This is a genomic window from Pseudomonas sp. G7(2022) (assembly GCF_052660475.1).
Map to the genome: position 1 here is coordinate 5669361 of NZ_CP109659.1, position 17050 is coordinate 5686410.

Sequence of the window (17050 nt, forward strand, 5' to 3'; positions counted from 1 at the left end):
AAACGCCCATAAAAAAGGCGACTGCCGCAAAGCAGTCGCCTTTTTTTGGGCCTGGATTTCTTAGCTCGGCATATTGCGCGCGTAGAAGATTTCCAGCATTTCGTGTTTCACGCGCTCGGTCACCTGGGCGCGTTGCTCGGACGACAGGTTACTGGTGGCATCGCCGAACAGGTAGTTATCCAGTTCGAAGTTCTTCAGTAGCATTTTGGTGTGGAACAGGTTTTCCTGATACACGTTCACGTCGGTCATCTGGTACGCGTCGCGAGTGTCTTCAGAGAGGTAGTTCTGGATCGAATTGATCTCGTGGTCGATGAAGTGCTTGTTGCCTTCAACGTCACGGGTGAAGCCGCGCACACGGTAATCCACAGTCACGATGTCCGAATCGAACTGGTGAATGAGGAAGTTGAGCGCTTTGAGCGGTGAAATGACGCCACAGGTCGACACGTCGATGTCCACACGGAACGTCGCAATACCGGCGTCCGGATGGATTTCCGGGTAGGTATGCACCGTGATGTGACTCTTGTCGAGGTGGGCCAGGATGATTTCCGGCAGCGGACCCGGGGACTCTTCGATCTGGCTTTCGGTCGGGGTCACCGGCTCTTCCGAGATCAGAATCGTGACGCTGGCACCCTGAGGCTCATAGTTCTGACTCGCAATGTTCAGAATGTTGGCACCAATGATTTCGACAACTTCCGTGAGGATCTGCGTCAGGCGTTCGGCGTTGTACTCTTGATTGATGTACTCGACGTAAGCCTGCTGGTCTTGCGGGGTTTCCGCGTAGCAGATGTCATAGATGTTGAAGCTCAAGGTCTTTGTCAGGTTATTGAACCCGTGGAGCTTGAGTTTGCTTTTCACCGTTAAAAACTCTCTATGTATGCGGCCCGGCCGCGTGATCAAGCATGCCCGTCAAGTGCGAACGACGCACCTGCGTAGGACGGTTAACACCTCTTCGCGATGGCGATTTTGGTTATCTGTTCAGGCGGATGACCCGTCGGCTGACCGATCACTGCCCTGAAAAAAGTGGCGCATTATGCAGACGTCAGCGGGGGATCGCCAGAGTCTGCACTGCTTTTATGATAGTTGAATGTCGGTTCAGCCGAGTTCGACGATTTCATAGTCATGGGTGATTGCCACGCCGGCCGCGCCGAGCATGATCGAGGCCGAGCAATACTTCTCGGCAGACAGTTCGATGGCGCGTTTGACCTGGGCTTCTTTCAGGCCACGACCCTTGACCACGAAGTGCATGTGGATCTTGGTGAACACCTTCGGATCTTCGGTCGCGCGTTCGGCTTCCAGGAAAGCTTCGCAGCTTTCAACGGCCTGACGGGACTTTTTCAGGATGCTGACCACGTCGAAATTGCTGCAACCGCCAACGCCCAGCAGGAGCATTTCCATCGGGCGAACACCCAGATTGCGACCACCGGCGTCCGGCGGACCGTCCATGACCACGACATGACCGCTGCCGGATTCGCCGAGGAACATGGCTTCGCCAGCCCATTGGATGCGTGCCTTCATCGCCAAGACTCCACTGTAGAAAAAAGGGTCGCCAGCTTAGCACAGGGCCCCGGTTGGACTGCGAGCGGTGATCCTAGGACGGATGCCCTTACTGCGTAGGTAATTTCTCGAATTTTCGACGAAGTGTCTGGTAAGCTGGCGCCAATTCACTGGCGCCCAGTCAGTATTTGTAGCGATCGCCTCAGCGCCTCATATAAAACCAAATATAACCGTGCAGTCTTTTCGGGATACAACCATGGTTGGTATTACCCCCACACCCAAAATCAAGAACCTCGACAAGCTGCTGATGCATTGCCAGCGCCGGCGTCATGCGGCCAAGAGCAACATCATCTGCGCCGGGGACCGCTCGGACACGCTGTACTTCATCATCCGCGGTTCAGTCACGATCCTGATCGAGGATGATGACGGCCGCGAAATGATCATTGCGTATCTGAATGCCGGGGACTTCTTCGGTGAACTGGGCCTGTTCGAACAGGCCGGCCAGGAACAGGAGCGCAGTGCCTGGGTACGGGCCAAGGTCGAGTGCGAAGTCGCAGAAATCAGCTACACCAAATTCCGTGAGTTATCGCAGCAGGATCCAGACATTCTTTACGTGCTCAGCGGACAAATCGCACAACGCCTGCGCAACACCACGCGCAAGGTCGGCGATCTGGCGTTCTTCGACGTCACTGGCCGTGTCGCTCGCTGTCTGCTGGAGCTGTGCAAACAGCCTGACGCGATGACCCACCCGGACGGTATGCAGATCAAGGTCACCCGCCAGGAGATCGGGCGGATTGTCGGTTGTTCGCGGGAGATGGTCGGTCGCGTGCTCAAGGATCTTGAAGAACGCAACCTGGTAGATGTGAAAGGCAAGACCATGGTGGTCTTCGGCACTCGCTGAGTTCGAAAGCTCAGACGGCGTAGATCTGCGCCAGCCTCAAACGAAAGAGTTCATCGAGTCGCGCCAATGCATGGGGCGCCGGAAATTTTTCATGCAGCGCGATGTGGCTGGCAGCACGTACCCGCTGCTCCAGGCCACACGCCTCATTGAAGCGGTTGACCGCCGCGACCATCGATTCGCGCTCGTCATCCAGCAGCATCGCACCGTGCACCAGGCCCACCGGGCGCTGACCGCCTTGACTCTGGCGCCAGCGCTGCGCGGTGCCAACCATCTTGCGGCCGTCGAGGTTGACGTTGAAGCGACCGTCGCAGAATGCACCGTCAATTTCACCCAGCGAAGACACGCCGCCCAACTCATCCAGCAACTGACAGATCGGATCACACAGGCGCCGGTAACCGGTTTCGATGCGATTCAGATCGCCTTCGCTGCGAGGCGGTGCGTAGACCAGTGCAATGTTGATCGTCGACGCCGATTGCGGAACAGGTTCACCGCCGGTTTCGCGCAGCAACACCGGCCAGCCGGCCGCAGCGGAGACTTCGCAAGCGTGATCGAATCCGGGGAGGCGATTCAAGCGGCGGGGCATGACCAGCGCTCGATCACTGGGCTGCCAGAACAGCAGGCCGCACTCTGCATCGCCGGCGCAGACCGAGGCCAGCAGATCCTGTTCGGCTTGCAGGCCGGCTTCGATGGGCAGGGAAACTGGAGTCATAAAGAAGTCCGTTAGACGATCAGTCTGTGGTGAATCTTATGGCCTCTTCGCGAGCAAGCCCGCTCCCACATCAGGAATGCATTTCTCCTGCGGGAGCGGGCTTGCCCGCGAACGAGTCGACTCGGTCTGAAGGAATCAGTCGAGGGTCGAACCGCTCACCGGAACGCCGCGCTCAGGGAAGAACAGACGTTGCAGTTCAATGCCCGGGCTTTCGGCGCGCATGAACGCTTCACCGACCAGGAATGCATAAACATCACTGATTTCCATCAGTTCGACATCGGCACGGTTGAGAATCCCGCTCTCGGTGATCACCAGACGATCGCGCGGAATCCGTGGCAGCAGGTCGAGGGTGGTTTCCAGACTCACGTCGAAGGTGTGCAGGTTACGGTTGTTGACCCCGACCAGCGGCGTGTCCAGGGTCTTCAATGCGCGTTCGAGTTCATCGCCGTCGTGGACTTCTACCAGTACATCGAGGCCGACGCCTTTGGCCACCGAGGCCAGTTCGGCCATCTTCACATCATCCAGCGCGGAAACAATCAGCAGCACGCAATCGGCGCCCAGCGCACGGGCTTCGACGATCTGGTACGGATCGATCATGAAGTCCTTGCGAATCACCGGCAGCGAGCACGCGGCGCGGGCCTGTTGCAGGTAGGCATCGGCGCCCTGGAAGTAGTCGATGTCGGTCAGCACCGACAGGCAGGTCGCCCCGCCCTTCTCGTAGCTCTTGGCGATGTCGGCGGGAACGAAGTTCTCGCGGATCACGCCTTTGCTCGGCGACGCCTTCTTGATTTCGGCGATCACGGCCGGCTGTTTCTTCTTGGCCTGTGCCAGCAATGCCTGGGCAAAACCACGGGGTGCATCGGCCGCCTTGGCCAGACTTTCCAGCTCGCTCAGGCTCACACGGGCGCTACGCTCGGCGACCTCCTGAACCTTGCGGGCCAGAATGTTTTCCAGAACCGTCGGTACACTCATCCCTCATTCTCCACTTTGAATACCGCGGTAAAGGCACCCAACTCCTCGAGCTTTTCCCGAGCAAGACCGGTGTGCAGAGCGTCGTGGGCCAGTGCCACGCCTTCTTTCAGACTTGTTGCCAGATCGGCGGCGTACAGCGCCGCACCGGCATTGAGCACGATCATTTCCGCAGCCTTCTGGCCGTTCTCGGTCTTGCGCTTGCCCAGTGCATCGCGGATCAGCGCCAGCGACGCTTCCGGACCTTCGACCGACAGGCCGTGCAGACTCTGGCTCTTCATGCCCAGATCTTCCGGCTCGACCCAGTATTCGGTGATTTCGTTGTTCTTCAGCTCGGCCACGTAGGTCGGCGCGGCGAGACTGAACTCGTCCAGACCGTCCTTCGAATGCACCACCAGCACATGCTGGCTGCCCAGACGTTGCAAGACTTCGGCCAATGGCCGGCACAGGGCCTGGGTGAAAACGCCGACTACCTGATGTTTAACGCCGGCCGGATTCGTAAGCGGGCCGAGCATGTTGAACAGGGTACGCAGGCCCAGATCGCGGCGTGGACCGGCGGCGTACTTCATGGCTTTGTGATGAGTCTGGGCAAACATGAAACCGATGCCGACGTTGTCGATGCAGCGTGCCACCTGAACCGGCGTCAGGTTGAGGTAGATGCCGGCGGCTTCGAGCAGGTCGGCGCTGCCGCTCTTGCCCGACACCGCACGGTTGCCGTGTTTGGCCACGGTGCAGCCGGCAGCGGCAACGACAAAAGCCGAAGCCGTGGAAACGTTGAAAATGTTGGCCCCGTCACCACCGGTGCCGACCACGTCGACCACGCCGTCGAGGGTCTTGAGTTCAACCTGGTCCGCCAGCTCGCGCATCACCGACACCGCGCCGACGATTTCGTCGATGCTTTCGCTCTTCATGCGCATGGCCATCATGAACGCGCCGATCTGCGCGTCGCTGCATTGGCCGGTCATGATTTCGCGCATCACGTCGCGCATTTCTTCGGTGCTGAGGTCGAGGTGATCGACGATACGGCTCAAGGCTGTCTTGATATTCATGGAGAGTCCTTAGCGCGTGCCGCCGGTTTGTTTGAGGAAGTTGGCGAACAGTTCATGGCCCTGCTCGGTGAGAATCGATTCCGGGTGGAACTGTACGCCCTCGATGTTCAGGGTCTTGTGACGCAGGCCCATGATTTCGTCGACCGAGCCGTCATCGTGTTGCGTCCACGCGGTTAGTTCCAGGCAATCGGGCAAAGTATCGTGCTTGACGATCAACGAGTGGTAACGAGTGACGGTCAGCGGATGGTTCAAGCCGGCAAAAACACCCTTGTCCTCGTGGAATACCGGGCTAGTCTTACCGTGCATCACCTGGCGGGCACGCACCACGTCGCCGCCAAAAGCCTGGCCGATGGACTGGTGACCGAGGCAGACGCCGAGGATCGGCAGTTTGCCGGCAAAGTGTTTGATGGCTTCGATGGAGATACCGGCTTCGGTCGGTGTGCACGGACCGGGGGACACCACGATGCGCTCAGGATTGAGCGCTTCGATTTCGGCGATGGTCAGCTCGTCGTTGCGCACAACCTTGACCTCGGCACCCAGCTCGCCGAGGTATTGCACAACGTTGTAGGTAAAGGAGTCGTAGTTGTCGATCATCAGCAACATGGCGTTTCGAACCTCTTGAATTCTGACTTGAAACAGCCTTCGGAAGACTTGCCGCGACGCTGCGCGATGTCGGACGCGCAAGTGGCGACGGCAAGGCGGCATTTCAAACGGGCAAGGAAGGCAAAGCGATACAGATCCGGCGGGGCCGGCAGAAAAGATTCAGGCGCGCCAACGCCAGCGGGCGTGGGCCTTGATGACTTGATCCAGAAGTTTGCTGGTGATCAACACGGGGAAGGTCTCATTCATACGTCTCGGCACAGTAACTTAGCTGGGCAGAGCGTGCAATATGGCCGGGCCTGAAGGGGGGGAAAACTATGGGAGGGTTGACGACCGATGGCAAAACGCCGGAAGTTTTTGGTACTGTCGTTTCGTTCCATACAACAATAAATAAACGGACTTGCTCATGATCAAACAGACGTTGTTTGTACCGCTTGCCGGATGCCTGCTCGCGATGGCCTGCGCCCAGGCGAACGCCGCACCCAATCCTTATTCGAATTTCGTGGTCTTCGGCGACAGCCTGAGCGATGCGGGGACTTTCACCGACAGCGGCGGCCCGGCCGGCGCCACCCAGCGCTACACCAACCGCACCGGCCCGGTCTATCTGGACGGCAGCGGCGAACTGCGCTCGTTGAACTCGACGCAACTGCTTGGAGGCCGCCTCGGTTTCACACCGGATCAGACCGCCTCCTCGTCCTCAGCGGTACGTGCCGGCCAAGGCCAGCCGGACGGTAACAACTGGGCCGTGGGCGGTTACCGCACCGACCAGATTCTCGACTCGATCACCAGCCAGTCCGCCACCGGGGAACGCACCCGCGCCGGTTATCTGCCGTCGAACGGTTTCCGTGCCGACCCCAATGCCCTGTATTACCTCAGCGGGGGCGGCAACGACTTCCTCCAGGGCCGCGTCACCAGCCTGCCTCAGGCCAACGCCGCCGCCGACCGCCTGGTCGACAGCGTACGCACACTGCAAGGCGCCGGTGCCCGCTACATCATGGTCTGGCTGCTGCCGGACATCGGCCTGACGCCAGCCATCAACGGCTCGCCGCTGCAAGCCTTCACCTCGCAACTCAGCGCCCAGTTCAACACCGAACTGGTCAGCCAGTTGCAGAGCGTCAACGCCAACGTCATCCCGCTGAACGTTCCGGTATTGCTAAAAGAGGCGTTCGCCAATCCGGCACAGTTCGGTCTGGCAACCGACCAGAATCTGGTCGGCACCTGCTTCAGCGGCAGCGGCTGCACCGAGAACGCCCGTTACGGGATCAACAGCGCCACACCGGATCCGACCAAACTGATCTACAACGACGCCGTGCATCCGACCGAAGCCGGGCAACGTCTGATTGCCGATTATGCCTACTCGCTGCTGGCCGCCCCATGGGAACTGACCCTGCTGCCGGAAATGGCCCAGGGCACGTTACGTGCGCATCAGGATGAACTGCGCAATCAATGGCTGGCCGACTGGGAGAACTGGCAAGGTGTTGGCCAATGGCGGGCGATTGTCTCCGGCGGTGGTCAGCATCAGGATTTCGATGACCAGCACGCCGCGGCAAGCGCCGACGGCAACGGATATAACCTGAACATCGGCGGCAGCTACCGCCTCGACGATGCCTGGCGCGTCGGTGTGGCAGCCGGTCTCTACCATCAGAAAATCGAAGCCGGCGACAACGACTCCGAGTACAAACTCAACTCCTACATGGGCACCGCGTTCGCCCAGTACCAGCAGAACCGCTGGTGGGGTGACCTGGCCGTTACCGCCGGACATCTGGACTACGACAGCCTGAAGCGCAAGTTCCAGCTGGGGGTCAACGAACGTGGCGAGAAAGGCGATACCGACGGCTATGTGCTGGCCATCGGTGGCCGCGTCGGCTACGACATCGCGCCAGAGGCCAGCAGTCCGTGGCACTTGTCGCCCTTCGTCAGCGCCGATTTCGGCAAGGTGGAAGTCGATGGTTACTCGGAAAAAGGCGCGGACTCTACTGCGCTGACCTTCGATGACCAGTCGCGCAACTCCCGCCGTCTCGGCCTCGGCATCCAGGGCAAATACCAGATCACTGCACAGACCCAGGTCTTCGGCGAATTCGCCCACGAGCGCGAATACAACGACGACGCGCAGGATCTGACGATGAACCTCAACAGCCTGCCGAACAATCGCTACACCCTGGAAGGCTACACACCGCAAACCAACCTCAACCGCCTGAACCTGGGCGTCAGCCACAACCTCACCAAGGAGGTAGCCCTGCGCGCCAGCTACAACATTCGCAAGGATGACGACTTTTCCCAGCAAGGGATCAATGTTGGCGTAAGTCTGGACTTCTGATCAGAAGGCAATAAAAAACGCGGCGCCCTTACAGGCGCCGCGTTTTTTTTGTGGCTGAGTCCCCCGTCACTCAGTCCGGGGTTTGCTCGGCCAGTGCAACAGCACGGAACATCGCACGACGCTTGTTGATGGTTTCTTCCCATTCCAGCGCCGGCACCGAGTCGGCAACGATGCCGCCACCGGCCTGCACGTGCAGTTCGCCGTTCTTGATCACCGCGGTGCGGATCGCAATGGCCGTGTCCATGTTGCCGTTCCAGGCGAAGTAACCGACCGCACCGCCATAAACGCCACGCTTGACCGGTTCCAGCTCGTCGATGATTTCCATCGCACGGATCTTTGGTGCGCCGGACAAGGTGCCGGCCGGCAGGATCGCCCGCAGCGCGTCCATCGCCGTCAGCCCGGCCTTCAACTGGCCGGTGACGTTGGACACGATGTGCATCACGTTGGAATAACGCTCGATGACCATCTTCTCGGTGAGTTTCACCGAACCGATTTCCGAAACACGACCGGTGTCGTTGCGACCGAGGTCGATCAGCATCAAGTGCTCGGCGATCTCCTTGTCGTCGGACAGCAGGTCTTCTTCCAGCGCCACATCTGCTTCTTCGGTAGCCCCACGAGGGCGGGTGCCGGCAATCGGGCGCACGGTGATCAGGTTGTCCTCGACCCGCACCAGCACTTCTGGCGAACTGCCGACGACGTGGAAATCGCCGAAGTTGAAGAAGTACATGTACGGCGTCGGGTTGAAGCAACGCAGTGCGCGGTACAGATCGATCGGGGCAGCCTTGAAGTCGATCGACATGCGCTGGGACGGCACGACCTGCATGCAGTCGCCGGCGAGGATGTATTCCTTGATGGTGTCGACGGCTTTTTCGTAGTCGTCCTGGGTGAAACTGGAGCGGAACACCGGCTCGGCCGCCTGCTGCTTGCTGAAGTCCAGGCCACGGCGCGGGGTGATCGGCTGACGCAGTTTTTCCAGCAGTTGCTGCAATTGCGCCTGGCCCTGCTCGTAGGCATCGGGCTGCGCCGGGTCGGCCAGCACGATCGCGTGCATCTTGCCGGCGAGGTTATCGAACACCACCACCGCATCGGAGACCATCAGCAAAATGTCCGGCACACCCAGCGGATCCGGGTTCGGGCATTTACCCAGGCGCTTCTCTACATAACGCACGCAGTCGTAGCCGAAGTAACCCACCAGGCCGCCATTGAAGCGCGGCAGACCGGCAATGGTCGGCACGTTGTAGCGGGCCTTGAAGGTTTCGACAAAGGCCAGCGGGTCTTCGACGTCGTGGCTTTCGGTCTCGACGCCATCGACGGTAATGCTGACGTGATGGTCATGAACCCGCAGTACGGTGCGGCACGGCAGGCCGATGATCGAGTAACGCCCCCATTTCTCGCCGCCCTGCACCGATTCGAGCAGGTAGGAGTTGGGCTGGTCGGCCAGTTTCAGGTAGATCGACAGCGGGGTGTCGAAGTCGGCCAGGGTTTCGCAGGCCAGCGGGATGCGGTTGTAGCCGTCAGCGGCCAGACGCAGGAATTCTTCGCGGATCATAGGGTGCCTCGTGGTGTGAGGGGCATATCAGTCAGGTGTGCAAACGCGCCGGCAGGCCGGCCAGGAACAAGTCAGGCGCGCCAACGCCAGCGGGCCAGGGCCTTGATGACTTTCATCCAGAGTTTGCGGGTGACCACCACGATGGCGTTTCCAGAAGGGGGTTGAGAAGCGTCGGGCAACGTTATCTCAGCGGCCGTATCCAGGCAACCGGGAATTAGCTTGCGCAGATCGTCGATCACCAGCGCCGGTGATTCCTCGGCAATCGGCCGGCCATGGTTGTAGCCATAACTGAGCCCAACGCATTTGACCCCCGCCGCTTTCGCCGCCAGCACATCGCTGCGCGAATCGCCGACGAACAGTGATTGCGAGGCAGGAATGCCGGACATCTTCATGACGAAGAACAGCGCCGCCGGGTCAGGTTTCTTCTGCGGCAAGGTGTCGCCGCCAATGATCCACTTGAAGTAGCGGCCGATCTTCATCTGATCCAGCAGCGGCGCGACGAAGCGCTCCGGCTTGTTGGTGATCAGCGCCATGGCCACGCCCTGCTTGTGCAGCCATTTCAGGGTGTCGCGCACGCCGGGATAGACCACGGTCAGCTCATGGCTGGCGCCGTAGGCCTCCATGAACACCTCCAGCGCATGCTCGGCTTCGACGTCATCCACGCTGGCATGGTCGATGCCGCCCGCCAGCGCCCGGCGCACCAGCACCGGCGCGCCGTTGCCGACCCACTCGCGCACCGACTCGATACCGGCAGGCTTGCGCCCGAGGGTGAGCAGCATGTTATCCACCGCCGCCGCCAGATCGGGGACCGAATCGATCAGCGTGCCATCCAGATCGAACATCACCAACCGCGGCAGTTGCCCCGGGAACAGCTGCTCAAATCCGCTCATGGGCGGGCCAGCGCCAGTTCGGAACGCATCTTGTCGATGACTTCCTGATAGTTCGGCGCATTGAAGATCGCCGAGCCGGCCACGAAGGTGTCGGCGCCGGCAGCGGCGATTTCACGGATGTTGTTGACGTTGACGCCGCCGTCGATTTCCAGGCGGATGTCACGGCCCGAGGCATCGATGATCGCCCGCGCTTCACGCAGCTTGTCGAGGGTGCCGGGGATGAATTTCTGCCCGCCGAAGCCCGGGTTGACGCTCATCAGCAAGACCATGTCGACCTTGTCGATCACGTACTTGAGCACGTCCAGCGGGGTCGCCGGGTTGAACACCAGGCCGGACTTGCAGCCGCCTTCACGGATCAGTTGCAGCGAACGATCGACGTGCAGCGTGGCTTCCGGGTGGAAGGTGATGTAGGTGGCGCCCGCCTCGATGAAGTCACCGACGATGCGATCCACCGGGCTGACCATCAGGTGCGCGTCGATCGGCGCGGTGATGCCGTACTTGCGCAGCGCGGCGCAGACCATCGGGCCGATGGTCAGGTTCGGCACGTAGTGGTTGTCCATGACATCGAAGTGGACGAAGTCGGCACCGGCGGCCAGAACATTGTCCACTTCCTCGCCCAGGCGGGCGAAGTCGGCGGAGAGAATCGACGGAGCAATAACGAAGGGCTGCATGACGCACCTTTTCTGAGCTAAATCACGATGGCGCGCATTGTATACCTCAAGTTTCCGCGCGCGCACCGTGACCGCGATGATTGGGTTGTGCCATGACCGATGACTGTCGGGTTCTCAGTACGCCGCCCGGTAGATCTTCTCGATGTCGCCAGCGCTGAGCTTGCGCGGGTTGTTGCGCATCAGCCGCTCGATCCCGGCGGCCTCCACGGCCATGGCCGGAATCGCCTCTTCGGGCACGTCGAAACTGCGCAGCCCCTGCGGGATTTCCACCGCGGCACACAGTTCGGTCATCGCCGTGACGGCACTGTCCGCCGCTTCATTGAGACTCAGATGAGCGGTCTTCACCCCCATGGCTTCGGCGATATCCTGCATCCGTTCGACGCAGGCCATCTTGTTCCAGCTCATGACATACGGCAGCAACAGCGCATTACTGACGCCGTGGGCAATGTTGAAACGTCCGCCCAGTGGATACGCCAGCGCATGCACCGCGCCGACCCCGGCATTGCCGAACGCCATGCCGGCCATCAGGCTGGCGGTGGCCATGTCTTCCCGGGCCTGCAGGTTGGAGGGGTTGGCGTAAGCCTTGGGCAAGGACCGGGCAATCAGTTTGATTGCGCCGATGGCCAGCGAATCGGTGATCGGCGAGGCATTCAGCGAAAGGTAGGATTCGATGGCATGCACCAGCGCATCGACACCACTGGCGGCGGTGACGCTGCGCGGACAGGTCAGGGTCATCTGCGGACTGACCAGCGCCACATCCGGCAACAGGTAGTCGCTGACGATGCCTTTCTTCAGTTGCGCGACCTTGTCCGAAAGAATGGCGACGTTGGTCACTTCAGACCCCGTGCCGGCGGTGGTCGGGATGGCGATCAGCGGCGGGCCTTTGCGCGGCACCTGATCGACGCCGAACAGATCTTCCAGCGCGCCGTGATAACCGGCGTACGCCGCGACACTCTTGGCAATGTCGATGGCACTGCCGCCGCCCAGGCCGATCAACCCGTCATGCCCGCCCTCTCGGTAGACGCGCATGCAGTCCTCGACGATGGCGATTTCCGGATCCGGCAATACCCGGTCGAAAATCTCATACTCGCGCTCGCCAATCTGCGCCAGCGCCAGCTCCACCGTACCGGACTTGACCAGCGCGGCGTCGGTGACGATCAATGGGTTGTCGATATCCAGCCGCGTGAGCTCAGCCGCCAGTTGCTCGATGGCCCCGGCGCCGGTGATCAATTTGTGAGCGATCTTGAACGAGGAAAGACTCATCGTGCGCAGCCTCTTATAGATGTGGGAGCTGAGCACAAGCGTAGCTGGGGAATTCGGGTTGTCTGTCATTCAGCGCATGAATGGCAGACAACCCGGAACTTGCAGTCGTCAGACTTGAGCAGTACGCAATTTCTCACTCCGCCCACGCAACCACTCCAGCGTCAGCAACAGAATCACCGAGAAGGCAATCAACAACGTCGCAGCCGCCGCAATCGTCGGGCTCAGGTTCTCGCGAATCCCGCTGAACATCTGTCGTGGCAACGTCGCCTGCTCGGGACCTGCAAGAAACAGCGTCACCACCACTTCATCGAACGAGGTCGCAAAGGCAAACAACGCACCGGAAATCACCCCCGGCGCAATCAGCGGCAAGGTCACCCGGCGGAACGTCACCAGCGGTGAAGCCCCAAGACTGGCCGCCGCCCGCACCAGGTTATGGTTGAACCCCTGCAACGTCGCCGACACCGTGATGATCACGAAGGGCACACCGAGCACCGCGTGCACCACGATCAGCGAGAAGAAACTGTTGCCCAGGCCCAGCGGCGCGAAGAACAGGTAACTGGCCACACCGATGATCACCACCGGCACCACCATCGGCGAAATCACCAGCGCCATCACCAGCGGCTTGCCGGGGAAGTCGCCACGGGTCAGGCCGATGGCCGCCAGCGTACCGAACACCATTGCCAGCACCGTCGCGGCCGGGGCGACGATGATGCTGTTCTTCAGCGAGCGCATCCATTCCGCCGAGGCGAAGAAGTCCTGATACCAGTGCAGCGAAAAACCTTGCAGCGGGTACACCAGGAAACTGCCCGAGTTGAACGACAGCGGCACGATCACCAGCACCGGCAGGATCAGGAACAACAGGATCAAGCCGCAGAGGATCCGCAAGCTGTAGAACCACACCCGCTCGACGGGCGACATATAAGGACTCAGCATTTCAAATTCCCCTTAGCTCAGGCGCAGGCGACTGGCGCCCACCAGCCAGCTGTAGATCAGATAAAGCACCACGGTCGCCAGCAGCAACAAGCCGCCGAGCGCAGTGGCCATGCCCCAGTTGATGCTGGTGTTGGTGTAGAACGCGACGAAGTAGCTGACCATCTGATCGTTCGGGCTGCCCAGCAGCGCCGGGGTGATGTAGTAGCCGATGGCGAGGATGAACACCAACAGACAACCGGCGCCGACACCGGCGTAGGTCTGCGGGAAGTACACCCGCCAGAAACTGGCGAACGGATGGCAGCCCAGAGAAATCGCGGCGCGCATATAGGTTGGCGAGATGCCTTTCATCACGCTGTAGATCGGCAGGATCATGAACGGCAGCAGGATGTGCACCATCGAGATGTAGACCCCGGTACGGTTGAACACCAGCTCCAGCGGTTTATCGATGATGCCCATCGCCATCAGCGCGCTGTTGATCAATCCGCCGGATTGCAGCAACACGATCCACGCGGCGACCCGCACCAGGATCGACGTCCAGAACGGCAGCAGCACCAGAATCATCAGCAGGTTGCTTTGACGCGACGGCAGGTTGGCCAGCAGGTAGGCCAGCGGATACGCCAGCACCAGGCAGATCACGGTGATGATCAGGCCCATCCAGAAGGTTCGGGCGAAGATGTCGAGGTAGATCGCCTGATCCGGCGTGGCCGGGGCCAGTTCACCGAGGTCGTCGATGCGATGATCCACCGCCGCCAGCAGATAGAACGGCGTGATGCTGCTGGTGTTGCGCTTCACCGCTTGCCAGTAGGCCGGATCACCCCAACGCTCGTCGAGGCCTTCCAGCGCTTCTTTATAAGAGGCCGGCTCACTGGCGAATGGCAGCGAGCGGGCGGTTTTGGTCAGCAGGCTGCGATAGCCGGCCAACTCCATGTTCAGGCGCTTGGACAGATCGCCCAACGTCTGGTTTTTACGGGCTTCGGCGAGGTCTTCGCCGGCGGCCTTGTAGACCGGCTCGGCGGGCAGGCCGCGACCGTCCCAACTGGCAATGGCCGCCACGGTGCGCGGCATGCCGCCGACCACTTCCGGGTTGCCGACACTTTTATAGAGCAGCGCCACGATCGGTACCAGGAACACCAGCAACAGAAACAGCACCAGCGGCGCGATCAGCGCCTGGGCCTTCCAGCGGTTGACCCGCTCGGCGTGCTTGAGCCGCTGCTTCAAGGTGGGGCTGTTGCCCTCGTTCAGGGGAACGGCGATGGCCATGACGTACTCCGCAAATCTTTGATCGTTACAGAGGCGGCAAGCCACCTCGAACTTTTAATGTGGGAGCGGGCTTGCTCGCGAAGGCGGCGTGTCAGTCGACATCAATGTGAATGTGCTGACGCTTTCGCGAGCAAGCCCGCTCCCAGGAGGGCAAGCCCTCTGGTTACTTCGCAGCCCAGGAATTGAAGCGCTGCTCCAGTTGCTCGCCGTTGTCAGCCCAGAAGCTGACGTCGATCTGCACCTGGTTGGCGATGTTTTCCGGGGTGGTCGGCATGTCTTTCAGGATCGCCTTGTCCAGCAATGGCACTGCCTGAGAGTTGGCCGGGCCGTAGGCGATGTTTTCCGAGTAGGTCTTCTGTTGTTGTGGCTGCACCGAGAACGCGATGAATTTCTTCGCCGCTTCGGCGCGCTTGGCGTCCAGGCCTTTCGGGATGGCCCACGCGTCAAAGTCGTAGATGCCGCCGTTCCACACCACTTTCAGGTTGGATTCTTTCTGCACCGCAGCGATACGACCGTTGTAGGCCGAGCTCATCACCACGTCGCCGGAAGCGAGATACTGCGGCGGCTGAGCGCCGGCTTCCCACCACTGAATGTTCGGTTTCAGCTCATCCAGTTTCTTGAATGCGCGATCCTGTCCGCCCTTGCTCGCCAGTTCCTTGTAGACGTCTTTCGGCGCAACGCCGTCGGCCATCAGTGCGAATTCGAGGGTGTACTTGGCGCCCTTGCGCAGGCCGCGCTTGCCGGGGAATTTCTTGGTGTCCCAGAAATCCGCCCAGCTGGTCGGTGCGGTTTTCAGCTTGTCGGCGTTGTAGGCCAGCACGGTCGACCACACGAAGAAGCCCACGCCACACGGCTGGATCGCGCCTTTGACGTAGTCTTCGGTCTTGCCGAACAACGCGGGGTCGAGTTGTTCGAACATGTCTTCGTCGCAGCCACGGGACAGCTCCGGCGATTCAACCTCTACCAGATCCCAGGACACGCTTTTGGTGTCGACCATGGCTTTGACCTTGGCCATCTCACCGTTGTACTCGCCGGCGACGATCTTGCCGTTGCCCGCCGCTTCCCACGGTGCGTAGAAGGCTTTGACTTGCGCCGCCTTGTTCGCCCCGCCAAACGACACCACGGTCAGATCCGGCCCAGCGGCCATTGCGCTTGCCGCACCCATCAGGCCCAGGGTCAGGGCTGTGAACTTCAGGGATCTCAACATTTATTGTTCTCTCCACGTGCAGGGTTGGTGTTGGTATTGCCGGGGCGCTTAGTGCGCCTCTAGAAGAGGATCAAGCGCGCGAACGTGCTCGACCTGCCAGCCAAGCGGAACCACGTCGCCGACCGCGAGCGCTGGATCGAGCTCGGCAATCGGTTGTTTCACGAAGAAGTCGGTCTTGCCGCAGACTTCCAGGCGCACCCGGACGTGGTCGCCCAGATAGATGAATTCGGCCACCCGCCCGGAGAAGCGGTTGACGCATTGGTCGCTCGAACCGTTGAGGCTGACGCGCTCCGGACGGATCGACAGGGTGACCGGCTCGCCGGTCTGGCCGATGTTGACCGCCAGCGCCTCGACCTTTTCCCCACGCCCCAGCTCGACCACGCAACGCTCGCCGTTCTGGCTGAGCAGGCGACCGTTGAGGCGGTTGTTCTCGCCGATGAAGTTGGCGACGAAGGTGTTTTTCGGTTCTTCGTAGAGGGTGCGCGGCGGGGCGATCTGCTGGATCTCGCCCTGGTGGAACACGGCGACACGGTCGGACATGGTCAGGGCTTCGCCCTGGTCGTGGGTCACATAGACCACCGTCACGCCGAGACGCTGGTGCAGGTGTTTGATTTCCATCTGCATGTGTTCGCGCAGTTGCTTGTCGAGAGCGCCGAGGGGTTCGTCCATCAGCACCAGCTGCGGCTCGAACACCAGCGCACGGGCCAAAGCCACACGCTGTTGCTGGCCGCCGGACAGTTGCGCCGGGTAACGCGATGCGAAAGCGTCGAGCTGAACCATGCTCAGGACTTTCTTGACCTTGTCGCTGACATCGCTCTTGTTCAGGCCACGCACGGTCAGCGGAAACGCCAGGTTTTCAGCAACGGTCATGTGCGGAAACAGCGCGTAGTTCTGGAACACCATGCCGATGTCGCGCTTGTGCGGCGGCACGTTGTTGATCGCCCGCCCGGCAAGGAGAATTTCGCCGGCGGTCGGCGTCTCGAAACCGGCGAGCATCATCAGGCTGGTGGTCTTGCCGGAGCCGGACGGTCCGAGCAAGGTGAGGAATTCGCCCTTGCGAATGTCCAGGTTGAGGTCTTTGACGATCAGGTTCTCGCCGTCGTAGCTCTTCTGCACTCCACGAAAGCTGACCAGCACATCGCTGGCCCCTGCGTTTGATTCGACCTGGCTCATACCCACACCTTTGTTATTGATGACTGCTGTGGGAGTAAGCCTAGTGGCTGCTTGCAGTCACGCAA

General features: G+C 60.7%; 16 protein-coding genes. 2 read left to right on the forward strand and 14 right to left on the reverse strand.

Features of this window, described 5'->3' with window-relative positions:
* Positions 1–60 precede the first annotated feature (60 nt).
* On the reverse strand, positions 61–855 hold the full coding sequence (gene speD / locus NE357_RS26050; protein ID WP_007956315.1) for an adenosylmethionine decarboxylase: 795 nt from the start codon (positions 853–855) through the stop codon (positions 61–63).
* Between the two features lie 237 nt (positions 856–1092).
* On the reverse strand, positions 1093–1515 hold the full coding sequence (locus tag NE357_RS26055; protein WP_003228794.1) for an OsmC family protein: 423 nt from the start codon (positions 1513–1515) through the stop codon (positions 1093–1095).
* 235 nt (positions 1516–1750) lie between these two features.
* On the opposite strand from NE357_RS26055, the gene crp reads away from it, so the two are divergent.
* Entirely contained in the window at positions 1751–2395 is a 645-nt protein-coding gene (crp, locus tag NE357_RS26060) for a cAMP-activated global transcriptional regulator CRP (protein WP_169432146.1), read from the forward strand.
* 10 nt (positions 2396–2405) lie between these two features.
* Here the strand turns inward: crp and NE357_RS26065 are convergent, their stop codons facing one another.
* The 4 genes from NE357_RS26065 to NE357_RS26080 form a co-directional block, all read right to left on the reverse strand.
* Positions 2406–3104 carry a lipoate--protein ligase family protein gene (locus tag NE357_RS26065; RefSeq protein ID WP_169432147.1) on the reverse strand — a complete coding sequence of 233 codons (699 nt, stop codon included), beginning with the start codon at positions 3102–3104 and terminating at the stop codon, positions 2406–2408.
* Between the two features lie 135 nt (positions 3105–3239).
* Entirely contained in the window at positions 3240–4076 is an 837-nt protein-coding gene (gene trpC / locus NE357_RS26070) for an indole-3-glycerol phosphate synthase TrpC (RefSeq protein WP_119427656.1), read from the reverse strand.
* Entirely contained in the window at positions 4073–5122 is a 1050-nt protein-coding gene (gene trpD / locus NE357_RS26075) for an anthranilate phosphoribosyltransferase (protein WP_169432148.1), read from the reverse strand. Before trpD ends, trpC begins: the two co-directional genes overlap by 4 nt.
* Before the next feature lie 9 nt (positions 5123–5131).
* Positions 5132–5725, reverse strand: coding sequence for an aminodeoxychorismate/anthranilate synthase component II (locus tag NE357_RS26080; protein WP_025113531.1), 594 nt, complete (start codon positions 5723–5725; stop codon positions 5132–5134).
* 403 nt (positions 5726–6128) lie between these two features.
* Between NE357_RS26080 and estP the strand changes: the two genes are divergently transcribed.
* Complete coding sequence (gene estP / locus NE357_RS26085) at positions 6129–8039, forward strand: esterase EstP (protein ID WP_169432149.1); 1911 nt, start codon at positions 6129–6131, stop codon at positions 8037–8039.
* Positions 8040–8109: 70 nt separating this feature from the next.
* Here estP and trpE read toward each other — a convergent pair whose 3' ends face one another.
* From trpE to NE357_RS26125, 8 genes are all read right to left on the reverse strand, one after another.
* Complete coding sequence (gene trpE / locus NE357_RS26090; protein WP_169432150.1) at positions 8110–9588, reverse strand: anthranilate synthase component I; 1479 nt, start codon at positions 9586–9588, stop codon at positions 8110–8112.
* Between the two features lie 71 nt (positions 9589–9659).
* Positions 9660–10478 carry a phosphoglycolate phosphatase gene (locus NE357_RS26095; protein WP_169432151.1) on the reverse strand — a complete coding sequence of 273 codons (819 nt, stop codon included), beginning with the start codon at positions 10476–10478 and terminating at the stop codon, positions 9660–9662.
* Positions 10475–11149 carry a ribulose-phosphate 3-epimerase gene (gene rpe / locus NE357_RS26100; RefSeq protein ID WP_003228808.1) on the reverse strand — a complete coding sequence of 225 codons (675 nt, stop codon included), beginning with the start codon at positions 11147–11149 and terminating at the stop codon, positions 10475–10477. Before rpe ends, NE357_RS26095 begins: the two co-directional genes overlap by 4 nt.
* A 114-nt stretch (positions 11150–11263) precedes the next feature.
* Positions 11264–12412, reverse strand: a complete 1149-nt coding sequence (locus NE357_RS26105) for an iron-containing alcohol dehydrogenase (protein WP_169432152.1) — start codon at positions 12410–12412, stop codon at positions 11264–11266.
* Positions 12413–12520: 108 nt separating this feature from the next.
* The gene (locus NE357_RS26110) at positions 12521–13345 is read right to left on the reverse strand and encodes an ABC transporter permease (protein WP_085688449.1); all 825 of its coding nucleotides are present in this window, start codon (positions 13343–13345) and stop codon (positions 12521–12523) included.
* Positions 13346–13357: 12 nt separating this feature from the next.
* A complete protein-coding gene (locus NE357_RS26115; RefSeq protein WP_085709229.1) occupies positions 13358–14605 on the reverse strand; it encodes an ABC transporter permease in 1248 nt (415 codons plus the stop codon).
* 163 nt (positions 14606–14768) lie between these two features.
* Positions 14769–15812, reverse strand: a complete 1044-nt coding sequence (locus NE357_RS26120) for an ABC transporter substrate-binding protein (protein WP_121187472.1) — start codon at positions 15810–15812, stop codon at positions 14769–14771.
* A 48-nt stretch (positions 15813–15860) separates the two neighbouring features.
* Positions 15861–16985 (reverse strand): ABC transporter ATP-binding protein, encoded by a 1125-nt coding sequence (locus NE357_RS26125; protein WP_007959931.1) that lies wholly within the window; start codon positions 16983–16985, stop codon positions 15861–15863.
* Positions 16986–17050: the final 65 nt, after the last annotated feature.

Excerpts from the sequence above, each read along its gene's own strand:
- NE357_RS26115 (WP_085709229.1), bottom strand. The coding sequence starts at position 14,605 with ATGGCCATCGCCGTTCCCCTGAACGAGGGCAACAGCCCCACCTTGAAG.
- trpD (WP_169432148.1), bottom strand. The coding sequence starts at position 5,122 with ATGAATATCAAGACAGCCTTGAGCCGTATCGTCGATCACCTCGACCTC.
- NE357_RS26055 (WP_003228794.1), bottom strand. The coding sequence starts at position 1,515 with ATGAAGGCACGCATCCAATGGGCTGGCGAAGCCATGTTCCTCGGCGAA.
- trpE (WP_169432150.1), bottom strand. The coding sequence starts at position 9,588 with ATGATCCGCGAAGAATTCCTGCGTCTGGCCGCTGACGGCTACAACCGC.
- NE357_RS26105 (WP_169432152.1), bottom strand. The coding sequence starts at position 12,412 with ATGAGTCTTTCCTCGTTCAAGATCGCTCACAAATTGATCACCGGCGCC.
- trpC (WP_119427656.1), bottom strand. The coding sequence starts at position 4,076 with ATGAGTGTACCGACGGTTCTGGAAAACATTCTGGCCCGCAAGGTTCAG.
- NE357_RS26120 (WP_121187472.1), bottom strand. The coding sequence starts at position 15,812 with ATGTTGAGATCCCTGAAGTTCACAGCCCTGACCCTGGGCCTGATGGGT.
- NE357_RS26125 (WP_007959931.1), bottom strand. The coding sequence starts at position 16,985 with ATGAGCCAGGTCGAATCAAACGCAGGGGCCAGCGATGTGCTGGTCAGC.
- crp (WP_169432146.1), top strand. The coding sequence starts at position 1,751 with ATGGTTGGTATTACCCCCACACCCAAAATCAAGAACCTCGACAAGCTG.
- estP (WP_169432149.1), top strand. The coding sequence starts at position 6,129 with ATGATCAAACAGACGTTGTTTGTACCGCTTGCCGGATGCCTGCTCGCG.
- rpe (WP_003228808.1), bottom strand. The coding sequence starts at position 11,149 with ATGCAGCCCTTCGTTATTGCTCCGTCGATTCTCTCCGCCGACTTCGCC.
- NE357_RS26065 (WP_169432147.1), bottom strand. The coding sequence starts at position 3,104 with ATGACTCCAGTTTCCCTGCCCATCGAAGCCGGCCTGCAAGCCGAACAG.
- NE357_RS26110 (WP_085688449.1), bottom strand. The coding sequence starts at position 13,345 with ATGCTGAGTCCTTATATGTCGCCCGTCGAGCGGGTGTGGTTCTACAGC.
- NE357_RS26080 (WP_025113531.1), bottom strand. The coding sequence starts at position 5,725 with ATGTTGCTGATGATCGACAACTACGACTCCTTTACCTACAACGTTGTG.
- NE357_RS26095 (WP_169432151.1), bottom strand. The coding sequence starts at position 10,478 with ATGAGCGGATTTGAGCAGCTGTTCCCGGGGCAACTGCCGCGGTTGGTG.